Source organism: Sphingomonas fucosidasi (genome assembly GCF_036663855.1).
GTDB classification, from domain to species: Bacteria; Pseudomonadota; Alphaproteobacteria; order Sphingomonadales; family Sphingomonadaceae; genus Sphingomonas; species Sphingomonas faeni_B.
Map to the genome: position 1 here is coordinate 91,790 of NZ_JAXOJR010000008.1, position 16,127 is coordinate 107,916.

At 65.9% G+C, this 16,127-nt stretch carries 10 protein-coding genes and 1 tRNA gene; 3 read left to right on the top strand and 8 right to left on the bottom strand.

Annotated elements, in window-relative coordinates:
- Positions 1-105: 105 nt before the first annotated feature.
- The 4 genes from glgC to U1737_RS15315 all read right to left on the bottom strand — a co-directional run bounded on the left by glgC (position 106) and on the right by U1737_RS15315 (position 6,260).
- Entirely contained in the window at positions 106-1,368 is a 1,263-nt protein-coding gene (gene glgC, locus U1737_RS15300; RefSeq protein ID WP_248523469.1) for a glucose-1-phosphate adenylyltransferase, read from the bottom strand.
- An 82-nt stretch (positions 1,369-1,450) separates the two neighbouring features.
- Positions 1,451-3,613: a 1,4-alpha-glucan branching protein GlgB gene (gene glgB, locus U1737_RS15305; RefSeq protein ID WP_248523467.1), complete on the bottom strand. Its 2,163-nt coding sequence runs from the start codon at positions 3,611-3,613 to the stop codon at positions 1,451-1,453.
- On the bottom strand, positions 3,610-6,039 hold the full coding sequence (locus U1737_RS15310) for a glycogen/starch/alpha-glucan phosphorylase (protein ID WP_332797355.1): 2,430 nt from the start codon (positions 6,037-6,039) through the stop codon (positions 3,610-3,612). The genes glgB and U1737_RS15310 overlap by 4 nt, the downstream gene beginning before the upstream one ends.
- Positions 6,040-6,173: 134 nt before the next feature.
- Positions 6,174-6,260: transfer RNA gene (locus U1737_RS15315), tRNA-Tyr, on the bottom strand.
- Positions 6,261-6,422: 162 nt separating this feature from the next.
- Between U1737_RS15315 and rlmB the strand changes: the two genes are divergently transcribed.
- Positions 6,423-7,166, top strand: a complete 744-nt coding sequence (rlmB, locus tag U1737_RS15320; protein WP_056055070.1) for a 23S rRNA (guanosine(2251)-2'-O)-methyltransferase RlmB — start codon at positions 6,423-6,425, stop codon at positions 7,164-7,166.
- Positions 7,167-7,330: 164 nt separating this feature from the next.
- Here the strand turns inward: rlmB and U1737_RS15325 are convergent, their stop codons facing one another.
- The gene (locus U1737_RS15325; RefSeq protein WP_248523463.1) at positions 7,331-7,648 is read right to left on the bottom strand and encodes a 2Fe-2S iron-sulfur cluster-binding protein; all 318 of its coding nucleotides are present in this window, start codon (positions 7,646-7,648) and stop codon (positions 7,331-7,333) included.
- A 72-nt stretch (positions 7,649-7,720) separates the two neighbouring features.
- Here U1737_RS15325 and U1737_RS15330 point away from each other — a divergent pair, with 72 nt between their 5' ends.
- On the top strand, positions 7,721-8,344 hold the full coding sequence (locus U1737_RS15330; RefSeq protein WP_332797356.1) for a DNA-3-methyladenine glycosylase family protein: 624 nt from the start codon (positions 7,721-7,723) through the stop codon (positions 8,342-8,344).
- Between the two features lie 340 nt (positions 8,345-8,684).
- Positions 8,685-10,001: an Nramp family divalent metal transporter gene (locus U1737_RS15335; RefSeq protein ID WP_248523460.1), complete on the top strand. Its 1,317-nt coding sequence runs from the start codon at positions 8,685-8,687 to the stop codon at positions 9,999-10,001.
- Between the two features lie 18 nt (positions 10,002-10,019).
- Here U1737_RS15335 and U1737_RS15340 read toward each other — a convergent pair whose 3' ends face one another.
- The 3 genes from U1737_RS15340 to U1737_RS15350 all read right to left on the bottom strand — a co-directional run bounded on the left by U1737_RS15340 (position 10,020) and on the right by U1737_RS15350 (position 15,790).
- Positions 10,020-11,537, bottom strand: coding sequence for a lipopolysaccharide biosynthesis protein (locus tag U1737_RS15340; protein WP_248523458.1), 1,518 nt, complete (start codon positions 11,535-11,537; stop codon positions 10,020-10,022).
- A 121-nt stretch (positions 11,538-11,658) separates the two neighbouring features.
- On the bottom strand, positions 11,659-14,433 hold the full coding sequence (gene polA / locus U1737_RS15345; protein WP_248523456.1) for a DNA polymerase I: 2,775 nt from the start codon (positions 14,431-14,433) through the stop codon (positions 11,659-11,661).
- A 400-nt stretch (positions 14,434-14,833) separates the two neighbouring features.
- The gene (locus U1737_RS15350) at positions 14,834-15,790 is read right to left on the bottom strand and encodes an isopenicillin N synthase family dioxygenase (protein ID WP_248523454.1); all 957 of its coding nucleotides are present in this window, start codon (positions 15,788-15,790) and stop codon (positions 14,834-14,836) included.
- Between the last annotated feature and the right edge of the window lie 337 nt (positions 15,791-16,127).

Consider the following 16,127-nt stretch of genomic DNA (forward strand, 5'->3'; position numbering starts at 1 on the left):
GAATGGTGGAGGGGGCTCGCCGCCACCGTACCGCTTGTGGAAGCCCCCCTCCACCATGCGATGCATGGTCCCCCTCCCCGTGCCGGGGAGGATTTGCCTTGATCATCACGCGGTCAGCCGGTCGATCATGGATTTGGTCACCAATACCACGCCGCTGTCCGTCCTCCGGAAGCGCTGTGCGTCCGACTCGGCATCTTCGCCGACGATCAAACCGTCGGGAATTTCCACGCCGCGATCGACGACCACCTTCGACAGTCGTGCGCCGCGGCCGATGACGCAGTGCGGGAGGATCACCGCCTGATCGAGCATCGAGTAACTATGCGCGCGCGTGCCGGTGAAGATCAGGCTGCGGTGGATCGAGGAGCCGGAGATGATGCAATCGCCCGATACCAGCGAAGACACCGCCTCGCCCCGCCGCCCATCGTCCGCGTGGACGAACTTCGCCGGCGGCGTGACCTCGGAGTAGGTCCAGAGCGGCCAGCTGCGGTCGTACAGATCGAGCTTCGGCACCACGTCTGTGAGGTCGATGTTCGCCTCCCAATACGCATCCACCGTGCCGACGTCGCGCCAATAGGCCTCGACCTCGAGCCCCGACCGCACGCAGCTGTCGGAGAAGCGATGCGCGACCGCCTTGCCGTGCTTGACGAGGTAGGGGATGATATCCTTGCCGAAATCGCGCGCGGAGCCGGGCGTTTCGGCGTCGCGGCGCAGTTCGTCGAACAGCAGCTTGGTATGGAAGACGTAGATCCCCATCGATGCTAGCGCGATGTCCGGATTGCCAGGCACGGCGGGCGGATCGGCGGGCTTCTCGACGAAATCGGTCACGTTGTCGTGCTCGTCGACCGCCATCACGCCGAACGCGACCGCTTCCATCCGCGGCACTTCGAGACAGGCGATGGTGACGTCCGCGCCGGTCTCGCAATGCTGTTGCAGGATCAGCTCGTAATCCATCTTGTAGATGTGATCGCCCGCCAGGATGACCATGTATTCGGGCGCGTGGCTCTCGATGATGTCGATGTTCTGGTAGACCGCGTCGGCGGTGCCTTCATACCATTGGAACTCGCTGATCCGCTGCGAGGCGGGCAGGATGTCGAAGCTCTCGTTGCGTTCCGAGCGGAGGAAATTCCAGCCGCTCTGCAGGTGGCGGATCAGCGAATGCGCCTTGTACTGCGTCGCGACGCCGATCCGTCGGATGCCGGAATTGATCGCGTTGGACAGCGCGAAATCGATGATCCGCGCCTTGCCGCCGAAATACACCGCGGGTTTCGCGCGCGTATCGGTCAGCTCCATCAAACGGCTACCACGGCCGCCTGCCAGCACGTACGCCATTGCGTCGCGCGCGAGAGGCTGTCCTCGCCGTTCTACCATTTTCGCTCTCCAGTCTCTGTTATCAGGTCGTAATAATAACGTCCGGCAACCCCGATCTGGTTCCGATGCCTACCAGATCGCGTTACTCTTCGAACTCCAGCATGATCGTCGCGAGCGGGGGCAAGGTGACCCAGGCCGCGCCGTCCTGTGCGACGACGCCGCCGAGATTGCCGAGGCCGCTGCCCCAATATTCATGCGCGTCGCTGTTGATGATCTCGCACCAGCGGCCGTCGATCGGCAGCGGAATGCGGTAGGGCGCGCGCGCGATCGGCGTCATGTTGGCGATGATCGCGACCGGCTTCGCGCCGGGGGCTTTGCGTAACCATGCGAACACCGAATTGGCGGCATCGTCGGCGATCAGCCACTCGAACCCTTCGGCCTCGCAATCGCGGGCGTGGAGCGCGGGCTTCTCGCGGTAGACGGTGTTGAGATCGCGGACGAGGTTGCGGATACCCTCGTGGCTGCGCGCGTTGCGCAGGCCCCAGTCGAGCGCACGGTCCTCGGACCACTCGCGACGCTGCGCGAATTCCTGGCCCATGAAGAGCAGCTTCTTGCCCGGATAGCCCCACATGAACGTGTAATAGGCGCGCAGATTGGCGAATTGCTGCCAGTCGTCGCCGGGCATCTTGGTCAGCAGCGAACCCTTGCCGTGGACCACTTCGTCATGGCTGAGCGGCAGGACGAAGTTTTCGCTGAACGCGTAGACGAGGCCGAAATTGATCTCGCCGTGGTGGTGCTTCCGGTGCAGCGGATCGCGCGCCATGTACTGGAGCGTGTCGTGCATGAACCCCATGTTCCACTTGAACCCGAACCCGAGTCCACCGCTCTTGCCGTCGTCGCCGACCGGCGCGGAGACGCCCGGCCATGAGGTCGATTCCTCGGCGATCGTGAAGACGCCGGGGTGCTGGCCGTAGATCTCGCGGTTCATGTCGCGGAGGAACGCGACGGCTTCCCAATTCTCGCGGCCGCCCTGCTCGTTGGGGATCCATTCGCCGGCCTTGCGCGAGTAGTCGCGGTACAGCATCGACGCGACGGCATCCACGCGGAGGCCGTCGATGTGATAGCGCTCGGCCCAGAACAGCGCGTTGTTGACGAGGAACGACGCGACTTCGCGCCGACCGAAATTGTAGATCGCGGTGTTCCAGTCGGGGTGGAAGCCGAGCCGCGGGTCTTCGTGTTCGTACAGCGCGGTGCCGTCGAAATGCGCGAGCCCGAACGCGTCGGTCGGGAAATGCGCGGGCACCCAGTCGAGCAACACGCCGATCCCGGCAAGATGCGCGCCGTCGACGAACCGCGCGAACCCTTCGACATCGCCGAACCGGGCGGACGGCGCATAGAGGCCGGTGGTCTGGTAGCCCCAACTCGGGTCGTAGGGGTGTTCGCTGATCGGCAGGAATTCGATGTGCGTGAAGCCCATCTCGACCACGTAGGGGATCAAGCGGTCGGCGAGCGCGTCCCAGGTCAGGAACCAGCCGTCGGCGTCGCGGTCCCACGATCCGGCGTGCACCTCATAGATGCTGATCGGCACGCGGCGGGGATCGACCGAGGACCAGTGTTTGCGGTGATCGGTATCGGCCCAGTCGTGCGCGAGTTTCCGCGTGATCGAGGCGTTGGCGGGGCGGAGTTCGGATGCGAACGCGAACGGATCGGCCTTGAGCGGTTGAAGCTGGCCATCGGGGCCGACGATCTCGAACTTGTACGCACGATATTCGCCGATGTCTGGGATGAAAATCTCCCACACGCCGACGTCGCCGCGCTTGCGCATCGCGTGGCGGCGGCCGTCCCAGTCGTTGAAGTCGCCGACCACCGACACGCGCTGCGCGTTGGGGGCCCAGAGCGCGAAGTGGACGCCGTGTGCGCCTTCGTGCTCGATCAGGTGCGCGCCCATCTTGTCGTGGAGGCGGCGGTGCGTACCCTCGGCCATCAGCAGGTCGTCGATCGGGCCGAGGACGGGGCCGAAGCTGTAGGGGTCGGTGACCCACCACGATGTGTCGCCCGCCTCCGCGTGGTATTTCACGGGCTGCGGGTCACCGTCTATCGGGCCTTCGAACAGGCCACGATCGTCGATGCGGGGGAGCGTGCCGAGCGCGGTGCCGTCGAGCGCATGCGCCTCGGCCTTGTCCGCGCCGGGCAGCCATACACGTGCGAATACACCGGTCGGGCCGTTGTGAACGCCGAGCAGCGAGAACGGATCGTCGTGACGCCCTTCGAGGAGGGCAACGATGGCGCCTTCGGATGGCTTCACATCACCGTCCAGATTTCCCGCGCATATTCGCGGATCGTGCGGTCTGACGAGAACCAGCCGACGCGCGCGACGTTGCGGACGGTCGAGGCGACCCACGCGTCGCGGTCGTTCCAGCGCGTGTCGACCGCGCGTTGTGCGGTGGCGTAGCTGTCGAAATCGGCGGCGAGCATGAACCAGTCGCCCTCGTACAGCCCGCCCATCAAGCCGGCGTAGCGCGTCTTGTCGTCGGGTGAGAACACGCCGGACGCGATCGCCGACACTGCCTGGCGAAGTTCGTTCGAGCCGTCGATTACCGCGCGCGGATCATAGCCATTGGCGCGCTTCGCCTCGACCTCGTCCGCGGTCATGCCGAAGATGAAGATATTGTCGTCGCCGACGCGGTCCTTGATCTCGATGTTCGCGCCGTCGAGCGTACCGATCGTTAGCGCGCCGTTCATCGCGAACTTCATGTTGCCGGTGCCAGACGCCTCGAGGCCGGCGGTCGAGATCTGTTCGCTGAGGTCGGCGGCGGGGATGATCTTCTCCGCCAGCGACACGTTGTAGTTGGGCAGGAACGCGACCTTCAGCAGGCCACCGACCGACGGGTCGGCGTTGATCCGGCGGGCTACGTCGTTCGCCAACTTTATGACGAGTTTCGCGTTGTGATAGCTCGAGGCTGCCTTGCCCGCGAACAGCTTCACGCGCGGCGTCCAGTCGCGTTCGGGATGGCTGCGGATCTGGTCGTAGAGCGCGACCGTCTCGATGATGTTGAGCAACTGGCGCTTATATTCGTGGATGCGCTTGATCTGCACGTCGAACATCGCGTCCGGGTCGATGCGGAGCCCCATCGTCTCCTTGATGTGATTAGCCAGTGCCACCTTGTTCGAACGCTTCACGCTCGAAAAGCGCTCCCTGAAACCGGAATCGTCCGCGAAAACATCCAGATCGACGAGCTTTTCGGCATCGTCGAGGAAGCCATCGCCGATCGCGTCGCGGATCAGTGCGGTGAGGCCGGGGTTGCACTGCTGGAGCCAACGGCGCGGCGTGATGCCATTCGTCTTGTTGTTGATCCGTGTCGCGTAGAGCTTGTGGAGATCGGCGAAGACCGTCTTCTTCATCAGCTGCGTGTGGAGCGCGGCGACGCCGTTGACGCTGTGCGAGCCGGCAAAGGCGAGGTTCGCCATCCGCACGCGCCGCTCGCCACCCTCGTCGATCAGGCTGATCGCCGCGATCGCGCGGTCGTCTATGCCGTCCGTACCGCGCGCCTCGCGGAGCAGCTTGGCGTTGATCGCGTAGACGATCTGCATGTGGCGGGGGAGGAGGCGTTCGAACAGCGGCAGGGGCCAGCTCTCCAGCGCCTCGGGCAGCAACGTGTGGTTGGTGTAGCCGAAGGTGGCGCGCGTGATCTTCCACGCCTCGTCGAACGCGAATTCGTGATGGTCGATCAGCAGCCGCATGAGCTCGGCGACCGACACCGCGGGATGCGTGTCGTTGAGCTGGATCGCGGCCTTGTCGGGCAGCGTGCGGATGTCGCCGAAATACTGGATGTGGCGGCGGACGATGTCCTGGATCGACGCGGACGAGAAGAAATACTCCTGGCGCAGGCGGAGCTCCTGGCCGGCGGCGGTGGAGTCGTTGGGGTAGAGGACGCGCGTGAGCGTCTCCGCGCGCAGCTGGTCGGCGAGCGCGCCGGTGAAATCGCCGGCGTTGAAGCGGTCGAGCTTGATCGGATCGAACGCGCGGGCAGTCCACAGCCGGAGCGTGTTGACGTGCTTGCCGCGCCAGCCGACGACGGGGGTGTCGACCGCGGTCGCCTCGACCGCCTCGGACGGGCTCCAGTGGACCTGGCCGTTGTCCGCGACGGTCACTTCGCCGCCGAAGCCGACGAAATACGCGCTCTCGCGGCGTTCGAACTCCCAGGGATTGCCGTGCGCGAGCCAGTTCTCCGGCATCTCGACCTGCCAGCCATCGTCGATCCGCTGGCGGAACATGCCGTTTACGTAGCGGATGCCGTAGCCGTAAGCGGGGAGCGCGAGGCTCGCCATGCTTTCCATGAAGCACGCAGCGAGACGCCCGAGGCCGCCATTGCCGAGCGCCGCGTCGGGCTCGATCTCTTCGAGTTCGGCGAGGCCGACGCCGTGGATCTTCAGGGCCTGCGTGACCTCGTCGTTGCGCTGGAGGTTGGTCACCGCGTCGCGCAGCAACCGGCCGATCAGGAATTCGAGGCTGAGATAATAGACGCGCTTGGCGCCGGCCGCGTGGGCCGCCTTGGTCGACGCCATCCAGCGTTCGACGATGTCGTTGCGGACGGTCAGGATCGTCGCGGCGAGCCAGTCGTGGGGACGAGCAGCCTGCGCATCCTTGCCGATGCGGTGGACGAGCGTGTCTAGGATCGAGTCGGCGAGATCTTGAACGGCGGGCTGCTGTACGGCGGGGTCTGAGGTCACGCGGCTTCCGAAATCGTTACGGTCGCCGTGATCCTAACCCTCCGCGAGCCGATGTCACGCGGACTTCCTTCCGCGATCGGAAGAACTTGCTCTGCTGATGCTTTGGGATCTTGTGCATCACCGCGCTCGGGCGGTGGTGGACAGGGTAGGGTTCGAACCTACGTAGGAGAAACTCCGGCAGATTTACAGTCTGCTGCCTTTAACCACTCGGCCACCTGTCCAGGCCGCTCTTGCGAACGTCGCTCTCTCAAGCGAGGCGGCTCAATGGCGAAGCGCGCCCGGTGTGTCAACGCAGCTTTTGCGAAGTTTCGCGCTTCGGTGTTGCCGCAGAGGCCGAATGCCGACAAGGACGCGTGCATACACAGACACGATAGAGAGCGAATATGGCACGCAAGGGACACAGGCCGAGCAAGGCACCGGCAGGCCGCCCCCGCTTCTGGGGCAAGCACGCGGTGGGCGCGGCGCTCGCCAATCCGGAGCGGACGGTGCGGAAGATCCTCGGCACGCGCGAGGCGCTGGCCGGGTTCGACCTGCCGGCCGACGTGCCGGTGACCTATGCCGAGGCGATGGATCTGGCGCGGCTGGTGCCGGGCGACGCGCCGCACCAGGGCGTGGTGATCGAGGTCGAGCCGCTCGAGGACATGTGGCTCGCCGACCTGCTCGAGCACGGCAAGGACGATAATCGCCCGCTGGTGATCCTCGACGGGGTGACCGATCCGCATAATGTCGGCGCGATCCTGCGCTCGGCGGCTGCGTTCGATGCGCTGGGGATTATTACACCGGATCGTAATGCACCGCCGGAATCGGGGACGATCGCTCGGGCTGCGTCCGGGGCGCTTGAGAGCGTGCCTTGGATCCGGGTGGTGAACCTTGCGCGCGCTCTGGAAGAGATCGCGGCGGCTGGCTTCTGGCGGATCGGGCTTACGGGCCACGCGACGCAGACGCTGTCGGAGGCGATGGGGACGCAGCGGATCGCGATCGTGCTCGGCGCCGAGGGCGAGGGCATGCGGCAGAATACGGAGCAGCATTGCGACGAACTGGCGAAACTGCCGATCTCGGAGAAGGTGGAGAGCCTGAACGTGTCGAACGCCGCAGCGATCGCGCTGTATGCGATAACGACGCGGTGACCTGAATTCCCTCTCTTCGACGGGGAGAGGGAAGGGGCCCGCCGCACTTGCGGTGGGAAGGGAGAGGGGCGTGAGGCTCGGGACGTTCCATCCTAACAGCCCCTCTCCCTTCCGTCGCCTACGGCTCCTCCCTCCCTCTCCCCGGAGGGGCGAGGGACTGGGGCTTAATCCTCGGCGGCGATCCGGACTTTCAGGCCGTCGAGGCCCTCGGTCAGCTCGATCTGGCACGACAGGCGCGAGAACTCGTCGCGGTCGCTGGTCGAATCGAGCAGGTCGTCCTCGTCCGGCCCCATCGGCTTGAGTTTGCCCGCAAACTCCGGGTCGACATGGACGTGGCAGGTGGCGCACGAGCAGCAGCCGCCGCATAGCGCCAGGATCTCGTCGATCCCGGCGTCGCGGATGACTTCCATCACCGAAAGGCCGGATTCGCCCATGATTTCGCGTTCTTCCCCTTCGCGCGTCACGACGATAAGCTTGGGCATGCTGTCCTCCGAAAAACTTCCGCCGATCCATGGCGTTACCGCCGCGCGCGATCAAGCGTCTTGGCGCCCGACATGGGGCTGAGCGCAGACCAACTCGACACCGCGATGGCGGCCCTGTGCGCGATCGAGCCCGCCTTCGCGGTCGCGGTCGGCAATGCCGGCCACCCCGCGCCGCGGATCAGCGAGCGCGGCTTCGCGACGTTGCTGCGGACGATCGTCGGCCAACAGGTGAGCGTCGCCTCGGCGGCGGCGGTGTGGACCAAGCTCGACGCGGTGGTCGGCGGCGCGGGCGATCCGTTGAAGATCGCCGCCGCCAGCGACGAGACGCTGCGCAGTGCCGGCCTCTCGCGCCAGAAGCTCGGCTACGCGCGCAGCCTTGCCGACGAGGTGACGAGCGGCCGGCTCGACCTGACCAACCTGCCCGAGGACGACGAAGAGGCGATCGCCGCGCTGGTCCGCGTGAAGGGGATCGGCCGCTGGTCGGCGGAAATCTACCTGCTGTTCGCGGAAGGGCGGACGGACATCTGGCCGGCGGGCGATCTCGCGATCCAGATCGAGGTCGGGCGGATCCTTGGCCACGAGACGCGGCCGAGCGAGAAACTGACGCGCGAAGTAGCAGAGGCCTGGCGCCCGCACCGCGGTGCTGCGGCGATCTTCGCGTGGCATCATTACCAGGCGGACATGAAGGTGATCTGATCTCCTTCTTCGCTTCTGTTCCACACCCCACTCCATCCGTCATCCCACCGCACCCCACCCCACCCCACCCCACCCCACCCGTCATCCCAGCGAAAGCTGGGATCTCCCCGTTCGAGTCGTGACACCCGCCAACCGGGATACCCCAGCTTTCGCTGGGGTGACGGACGGGGGGCGACGGGCGGAGAGCGACGGGCGGGGGACGGACGGAGGGCGACGGACGGGGGCGACGGGTGATGTGCGGGGGCGGGATGACGGAACCGGGGGCGGGTAGGGCTGCTTTGGCAGCGTTCGGGACACGGGCGCTTGTTCCCCATCGCCCGTTCCGGCAAAGCAGCCCCCGATGTCAGCCCCCAATCTTCCCGCCTCCGACTTCGCCAACTCGCTCGCCGAGAGCCACCGCACCGTCGTCGTCCCCGAAGGTGCGTCGTTCTGGCGGCGTCTGTTCGCGTTCGTCGGCCCGGGCTATCTCGTCGCGGTCGGTTATATGGACCCCGGCAACTGGGCGACCGACATCGCCGGCGGTTCCGCCTTCGGCTACACGCTGCTGTCGGTCGTGCTGTTGTCGAACCTAATGGCGATGGTGCTGCAAGCCCTGTCCGCGCGCCTTGGCATCGTCGCCGGCCTCGACCTCGCCCAGGCCTGTCGCGCGGAGTATTCGAAGCCGGTCTCGCTCATACTCTGGTTCCTCTGCGAGATCGCGATCATCGCCTGCGACCTCGCCGAAGTGCTCGGTACCGCGATCGCGCTGAAGCTGCTGTTCGGACTGCCCTTGGTCTACGGCGTCGTCCTCACCGCGCTCGACGTATTCCTGATCCTCGCGCTGCAACGCTTCGGGTTCCGCAAGCTGGAGGCCTTCGTCGTCGCGCTGCTGGTGATCATCGCCGGCTGTTTCATCTTCGAGCTGTTCCTCGCGCAGCCCGAATGGGCGGGCGTGCTCGGCGGGCTGGTGCCGACCACCGAGATCGTGACCAACCCGGCGATGCTCTACATCGCGATCGGCATCCTCGGCGCGACCGTTATGCCACACAACCTCTACCTCCACTCGTCGATCGTCCAGACCCGCGCTTTCGCCAAGGACGCTGCGGGCAAGCGCGACGCGATCACGATGGCGACGATCGACGGCACCGTGGCGCTCGGCCTCGCCTTCTTCATCAACGCCTCGATCCTGATCCTCGCCGCCGCGACCTTCCACGTCGCCGGCCGCACCGACGTCGCCGAGATCGACCAGGCCTATGAACTGCTCGCGCCGATGCTCGGCATGGGCGCGGCAAGCGTGCTGTTCGCGGTGGCGTTGCTCGCCTCGGGGCAAAACTCGACGGTGACGGGCACACTCGCCGGCCAGATCGTGATGGAGGGCTTCCTCAACCTGCGCATGCCCGTCTGGGCGCGGCGGCTGGTGACGCGGTTGCTCGCGATCGTCCCCGCCGTGTTCGTCGTCGGAGCGACCGGCGATTCGGGCGCGACAAAGCTGCTCGTGCTGAGCCAGGTGGTGCTGAGCCTGCAATTGCCGTTCGCGGTCGTCCCGCTGGTGAAGTTCACCGGCGACCGCACGATCATGGGCGATCTGGTGAGCCCGGTCTGGTTGAAAACGCTTGCCTGGGTGATCGCCGCAGTGATCATCGGCCTGAACGGCACGCTGCTCTACGGGATGCTCTAAAAACTTCCGGAGCGAAGGTCAGGCGACCGGCGCACCGGCGTTGGGCAGTGCAGCTTCGTCGGCCTTCGGCTTCTTGCTAAACAGCGCGCGGTCGGCAGGGCCGAACGCGTATTTCCACAGAATGTAGAGATAGGTTGCGGCGATTGCGGGTTCGCCGACCGCGAGTTCGACCCATTCATAGTGATCAGGTAGCGCGGTGAACCCAGCTCCGACGACGATCGCGGCGAGCGCGGCCCAGACCAGCGGCCAACGCCACGGAGACACGTTGGCACCGAGCAGATGGCCGAGCAGCTTCGCCTTGATGATCGAGGTCACGCCCACCGATAGCATCAGTGCGATCGCTGGGCCTGCAGCCTGGTAATTGACCGGGTAGCCAAGCGCGCGGATCGCGAAGATCAGCGCGAAACTGAGCCCGACCTGGAAGGCGAGCATCGCCGCGGAGATCATCAGGTTGCGGTGTCGGGCGATGTAGACGAGCGCGGATTCGCTGACCGCGCCGGTCGAGGCGAGCACCTCGGCGGTCAGCAGGAATGCGAGCGCGGCGGTGCCGGCGACGAACTGCGGGCCGACCACGCCCATCACCGCTTCGCCGGGGATCGAGCCCATCAGCGCGAGTCCGCCTTGCGCGGCCATGATCCAGAACGCGACCTGTCGCACCTGATTGGCGATGGCGGCGCGGTCGTTGATCGCGAGGCTGTGGGTTATGACGGGCCCGAGGATCGGGTCGAAGCTGGTCTTCAGTTTTTGCGGCAGGGAGGCGACCTGTTGCGCCATGTAATAGATGCCCACGACCTTCGGCTCGAACATGACGCCGAGGATGAAGCGGTCGACGTTGCGGCTGCCCCATTCGAGGATGTCGGCGCCCGCCAGCGGCACGTTGGCGCGGGCGAGCGCATACAACGGGCGGAGCTGGGGTTTCCAACCGCGCGGAATACCGTAGCTGCGCAGGAACGGCACGAGGCTGGCGATCAGCGCCGCGGTCATCGACGCGACATAGCTGAGCACGAGGCCGTCGCGGATCGTGAAATAGGAGAATGCCCAGGCGGCGATCGAGATCGTCCACGGCTCTACGACCGCGCGCGCCGTCACCGCGGCCTTGACGTTGAGGCGATAGGCGAGCGCGGCGAGGCTGACGTCCGACCAGGCGATCGCGACGATGATCAGCGGCAGGAACCGGTCGAGCCCGGTGATTGCGCTGTTCGGATACATGATCTGCGGGAACGTGCAGAGCACGGCGCTAGCGATCAGCGAGGCGATGAAGGCGACCGCCATCGCGTCCCACACGACATTGGCGTGCGGACGGTCGGCGCTGCTGAGTGCTTGGGCGAGGCCGCGTTTCAGGCCGAGCGTTGCAAGGAGCGCGGCGAGTTCGACGACCACGACGGCGATCGCGAACCGGCCGACGAGGTCAGGGCCGTAGATGCGGCCGGCGATGAACAGGAACGGGATTCGCGCGGCGAGGCGGAGGACGAAGCCGGCAATGTTGGTGCGACCACCCTTGGCGAGCGTGTCGATATCCTGCGTGGCCTCGGTCACTGCCGATAGCCTCCGTCACCCCGGGCTTGTTCCGGGGTCCACCGTTCCGCGCACTCATAGGCTGGCGAATACGCGGAACGGTGGATGCCGGAACAAGCCCGGCATGACGGGGGGGGCTGGATCAATGCGCCGCGCCCCAGCTGAGGCCTGTGCCGATCTCGATGCCGAGTGGTACGTCGAGCGTCACCGCGGGTTGCGCGGCGGTCGCCATCACGCGTTCGATCACGGGTTTGGCCGCTTCGACGTCACCTTCGGGCAGTTCGAACACGAGTTCGTCGTGGACCTGGAGCAGCATGCGGACGTTCGGCAGGCCCGCCTCGAGCAGCGCGGGGCCCATGCGTACCATCGCGCGCTTGATAATGTCGGCACTGGTGCCCTGGATCGGGGCGTTGATCGCGGCGCGCTCGGCGCCCTGGCGTTCGTGCTGGATCTTCGAGCGGATGCGCGGGAAGTGGGTTTTTCTCCCGAACAGCGTGGTGGTGTAGCCCGTGGCACGGACGCTTTCGGTGGTCTCGACGATGTAGGTCGAGATGCCGGGGAAGCGATCGAAATAGCGGTCGATCATCGCTTGTGCCTCGTCGGCGCTCACGTCGAGACGCCCCGCCAGGCCCCAGCGCGAGATGCCGTAGAGAATCGCGAAGTTGATCGTCTTCGCTCGGCCGCGGGTGTCGCGGTTGACCTCGCCGAACAGTTCCTGCGCGGTGAGCGAATGGATGTCGTCGCCGTTTGCGAACGCAGTTTTCAGCGCGGGGATGTTGGCCATGTGCGCCGCCAGACGCAGTTCGATCTGCGAGTAATCGGCGGCGAGGATGACGTTGCCGGGCTCGGCGACGAACGCGTCGCGGATCTGGCGGCCGATCTCGGTGCGGATCGGGATGTTCTGGAGGTTCGGATCGGTCGATGACAGCCGGCCGGTCTGCGCGCCGGTCAGCGAGTAGGACGTGTGGACGCGGCCGGTTGCCGGGTTGATCTGCGCCTGCAACGCGTCGGTGTAGGTCGATTTCAGCTTCGACAACTGGCGCCAGTCGAGCACTTTGCGCGCGATAACTGCGCCGGTCGAATCCTTGTCCGCCGCGATCCGCTCGAGTTCGGTGACGTCGGTCGAATAGACGCCGGACTTGCCCTTTCGGCCGCCCTTGATGCCCATCTTCTCGAACAGCACGTCGCCAAGCTGCTTGGGGCTGCCGATCGTGAACGGCGCGCCGGCGAGCGCGTGGATTTCGGTTTCGAGGCTCGCCATCTGGCCGGCGAACTCGGTCGAGAGTTTCGACAGTTTCGCGGCGTCGACCTTGATCCCGTGCATCTCCATCTGCGCGATGACGGGGACGAGCGGGCGGTCGACCATCTCGTAGACGCGGGTCGAGCCCTCCGCGGGAAGCCGGCGCTTGAACCGGCGCCACAGGCGGAGCGTCACGTCGGCGTCCTCGGCGGCGTAGCGGGTCGCGGCCTTGAGGTCGATTTCGTTGAAGGTGCGCTGCGTCTTGCCGGTGCCGACCACGTCCTTGAACGCGATGCAGGTGTGCGAGAGGTGCGTGGCGGCGAGTTCGTCCATGCCGTGGCCGTGGAGGCCGGCGTCGAGATCGAAGCTCATGACGATCGTGTCGTCGAATGGCGCGATCTGCACGCCGCCGGTCGACGCATAGGCGCGACCGAGGACGATCATGTCGTATTTGAGGTTGTGGCCGATCTTCAGGATGCTCGGATCCTCCAGCAACGGCTTCAGTTTTGCGAGCACGAGCGCGCGATCGAGCTGGACCGGGTTTTCCGCGAGCAAATCCGTCCCGCCATGCGCGATAGGTACGTAACAGGCGAGGTTCGGATGCAGCGCCATGCTGATCCCGACGAGATCCGCGCGGGTCGCGTCGATGCCAGTCGTCTCGGTATCGATCGCGATCCAGCCCTGGTGCTTGGCCACGGTGATCCAGCGATCGAGTGCGGCTTCGTCGACCACGGTCTCGTAGTCATCGTGCTTGCAGGGCTCGTCGTCGTCCATGTCCGCGACGACGGGCGATTCGGGAACCGGCGCGTCGGCGACCGCGGAGAGCTTGGCGAGCAGCGACTTGAACCCGTGATGCTCGAGGAATGCACGCAGCGGCGCGTCGGGAATGCCCTTGAGTTCGAGATCCTCGAGCGGTTCGGGCAGCGCGACGTCGCATTTGAGCGAGACCAGCACCTTCGACAGCCGCGCCATCTCGGCATGCTCGATCAGATTGTCGCGCAGTTTGCTCTTCTTCATGCCGTCGGCGGCGGCGAGGACGGATTCGAGATCGCCGTGTTCAAGGATCAGTTTCGCCGCGGTCTTCGGGCCGACACCGGGAACGCCCGGCACGTTGTCGACGCTGTCGCCCATCAGCGCGAGCACGTCGCCGAGCTGCGCGGGCGTGACGCCGTGGAATTTCTCCGCGACATGCTCCGCGCCAAGCCGGCGGTTGTTCATCGTGTCGTACATGTCGAGGCCGGGCTCGATCAGCTGCATCAGGTCCTTGTCGGAACTGACGATCGTGACTTCCCAACCCTGCGCTAGCGCGGCCTTCGAGTAGCAGGCGATGATGTCGTCGGCTTCGAGTCCCTCGGTTTCGATGCATGGCAGCGAGAAGGCACGCGTGGCGTCGCGGATCATCGGGAACTGGGGTACGAGATCCTCGGGCGGCGGAGGGCGCTGCGCCTTGTACTTGTCGTAGAGATCGTTGCGGAACGTCTTCGACGATTTGTCGAGGATGACCGCCATGTGGGTCGGGCCATCGGCGGCGTGGACCTCGTCGGCGAGCTTCCACAGCATCGTCGTATAGCCATAGACCGCGCCGACCGGCTCGCCATGCTTGTTGGTGAGCGGCGGCAGCCGGTGATAGGCGCGGAAGATATAGCCGGAGCCGTCGACGAGATAGAGATGGGGCATCGCGCGCGGTCTAGCGGATGCGGCGGCGCGGACCAATGGGCGAAGCGTGGTTGTTGGGTATCAGGTGGGGAGAAAAGCGGTGGGGGGATGGGGCGGTCGTGTCCCGAGGGAGGCACCACTCCGGCGAAGGCCGGGGCTCAATTGGAAAAGTGGTCGTAACGGCGCGCTGCGCTTCGTTATTACCGTCCCCCAATTGGGCCCCGGCCTTCGCCGGGGTGGAGAAAGAGGTGGTAGCGGAGGTTTGGGGCGTGCCCGTCTTCTCAATCCTCCCCCGCCAGGGGGAGGTGGCACCGAAGGTGACGGAGGGGGAGGTTACGGAACATCGGTTACCCCTTACCTCCCCCTCCGTCTGGCAAGGGCCAGCCACCTCCCCCTGGCGGGGGAGGATCGTTCGCGCCCCTTACTTCTTGATCAGGCCGATCTCGACGAGGCGCTCGTACAGGTAATCATGCGCGGTGATCGGGTTCGGATAGCGGTTCGCGTTGTCCGGCGTGATCGTGCCCGGCAGCGTCTCGATCAGGAAATCCGGCGCCGGATGCAGGAAGAACGGCATCGAATAGCGCGAGTGACCGCGGCGTTCGGGGGGCGGGTTGACGACGCGGTGCGTGGTCGAGGGCAGCGCGTTGTTGGTCAGCCGCTGGAGCATGTCGCCGACGTTGACGACCATCGCGCCCTCGGGCGGCTTGATCGACAGCCAGCGGCCGTTGGCGCGATCGAGCAGTTCTAGGCCGGCTTCCTCGGCACCGAGCAGCAGCGTGATGAGGTTGATGTCCTCATGCGCCCCGGCGCGGACGCCTTCCGCATCGGCGGGGATCGGGGGGTAATGGAGCAGGCGGAGGATGCTGTTGCCGTCCTTCACCGCCGGGTCGAACCAGTCGGGCTTGAGCTTCAGGTGGCGCGCGATCGCGGACAGGAGCTTGTCGCCCGCGCGGTCGAACGCGGCGAACAGTTCGAGGAAGACCGGCTTGAAGCCCTCGGGCTGCGTCGGCCAGACGTTCGGCGCCATCGTGTCCGCATAGCGATGACCCTCGGGCAACTCACGGCCGACGTGCCAGAATTCCTTGAGGTCGACGACCTTGGCATCCTTGGCGATCTCGGTCTTGAACGGCGTGTAGCCGCGCGCGCCGCCGCCGCCGGGAATGTGATAGCCGCGCTTCTCGTCCTCGGGGAGGTCGAACAACAGCTTGGTTTCGGCCCAGGCGCGCTCGATCAGGTCGGCGGGAATGCCGTGATCGGCGACGATCGCGAAGCCGAACCGCTCGAACGATTCGCCAAACGCGGCGGCGAAGCCGTCGGGGTCGGTGTCCTGGGTTGCAAGGCTGAGCGTCGGGACCTGGGCGGCGGGGGTGTCGAGCATGGGGTTCGTGTCCGGATTGGGGTTGCACCCGATATAGGGGGTCGGGGAGGCGGTGCCAAATGCCTGGGTTAGGGTTGGTTTACATTTTGAACGATCCTCCCCCGCCAGGGGGGGGGCGCCAAAGGCGACGGAGGGGGAGGACACGGAACGCACGTTGCGCATGCCTCCCCCTCCGTCTGGCAAGCGCCAGCCACCTCCCCCTGGCGGGGAAGGATACTAGGGCTGCCACTCCGTCACCCCGGGCTTGTTCCGGGGTCCGCGGTTCCGCGCCATCACGTCTTTCGGGTTTGCGGAACGGTGGATGCCGGAACAAGCCCGGCATGACGGAAGGGGAGCG

Coding starts and splice junctions, on each gene's coding strand:
- glgC (WP_248523469.1), bottom strand. CDS start 1,368: ATGGTAGAACGGCGAGGACAGCCTCTCGCGCGCGACGCAATGGCGTAC.
- rlmB (WP_056055070.1), top strand. CDS start 6,423: ATGGCACGCAAGGGACACAGGCCGAGCAAGGCACCGGCAGGCCGCCCC.
- U1737_RS15325 (WP_248523463.1), bottom strand. CDS start 7,648: ATGCCCAAGCTTATCGTCGTGACGCGCGAAGGGGAAGAACGCGAAATC.
- U1737_RS15330 (WP_332797356.1), top strand. CDS start 7,721: ATGGGGCTGAGCGCAGACCAACTCGACACCGCGATGGCGGCCCTGTGC.
- U1737_RS15335 (WP_248523460.1), top strand. CDS start 8,685: ATGTCAGCCCCCAATCTTCCCGCCTCCGACTTCGCCAACTCGCTCGCC.
- polA (WP_248523456.1), bottom strand. CDS start 14,433: ATGCCCCATCTCTATCTCGTCGACGGCTCCGGCTATATCTTCCGCGCC.
- U1737_RS15350 (WP_248523454.1), bottom strand. CDS start 15,790: ATGCTCGACACCCCCGCCGCCCAGGTCCCGACGCTCAGCCTTGCAACC.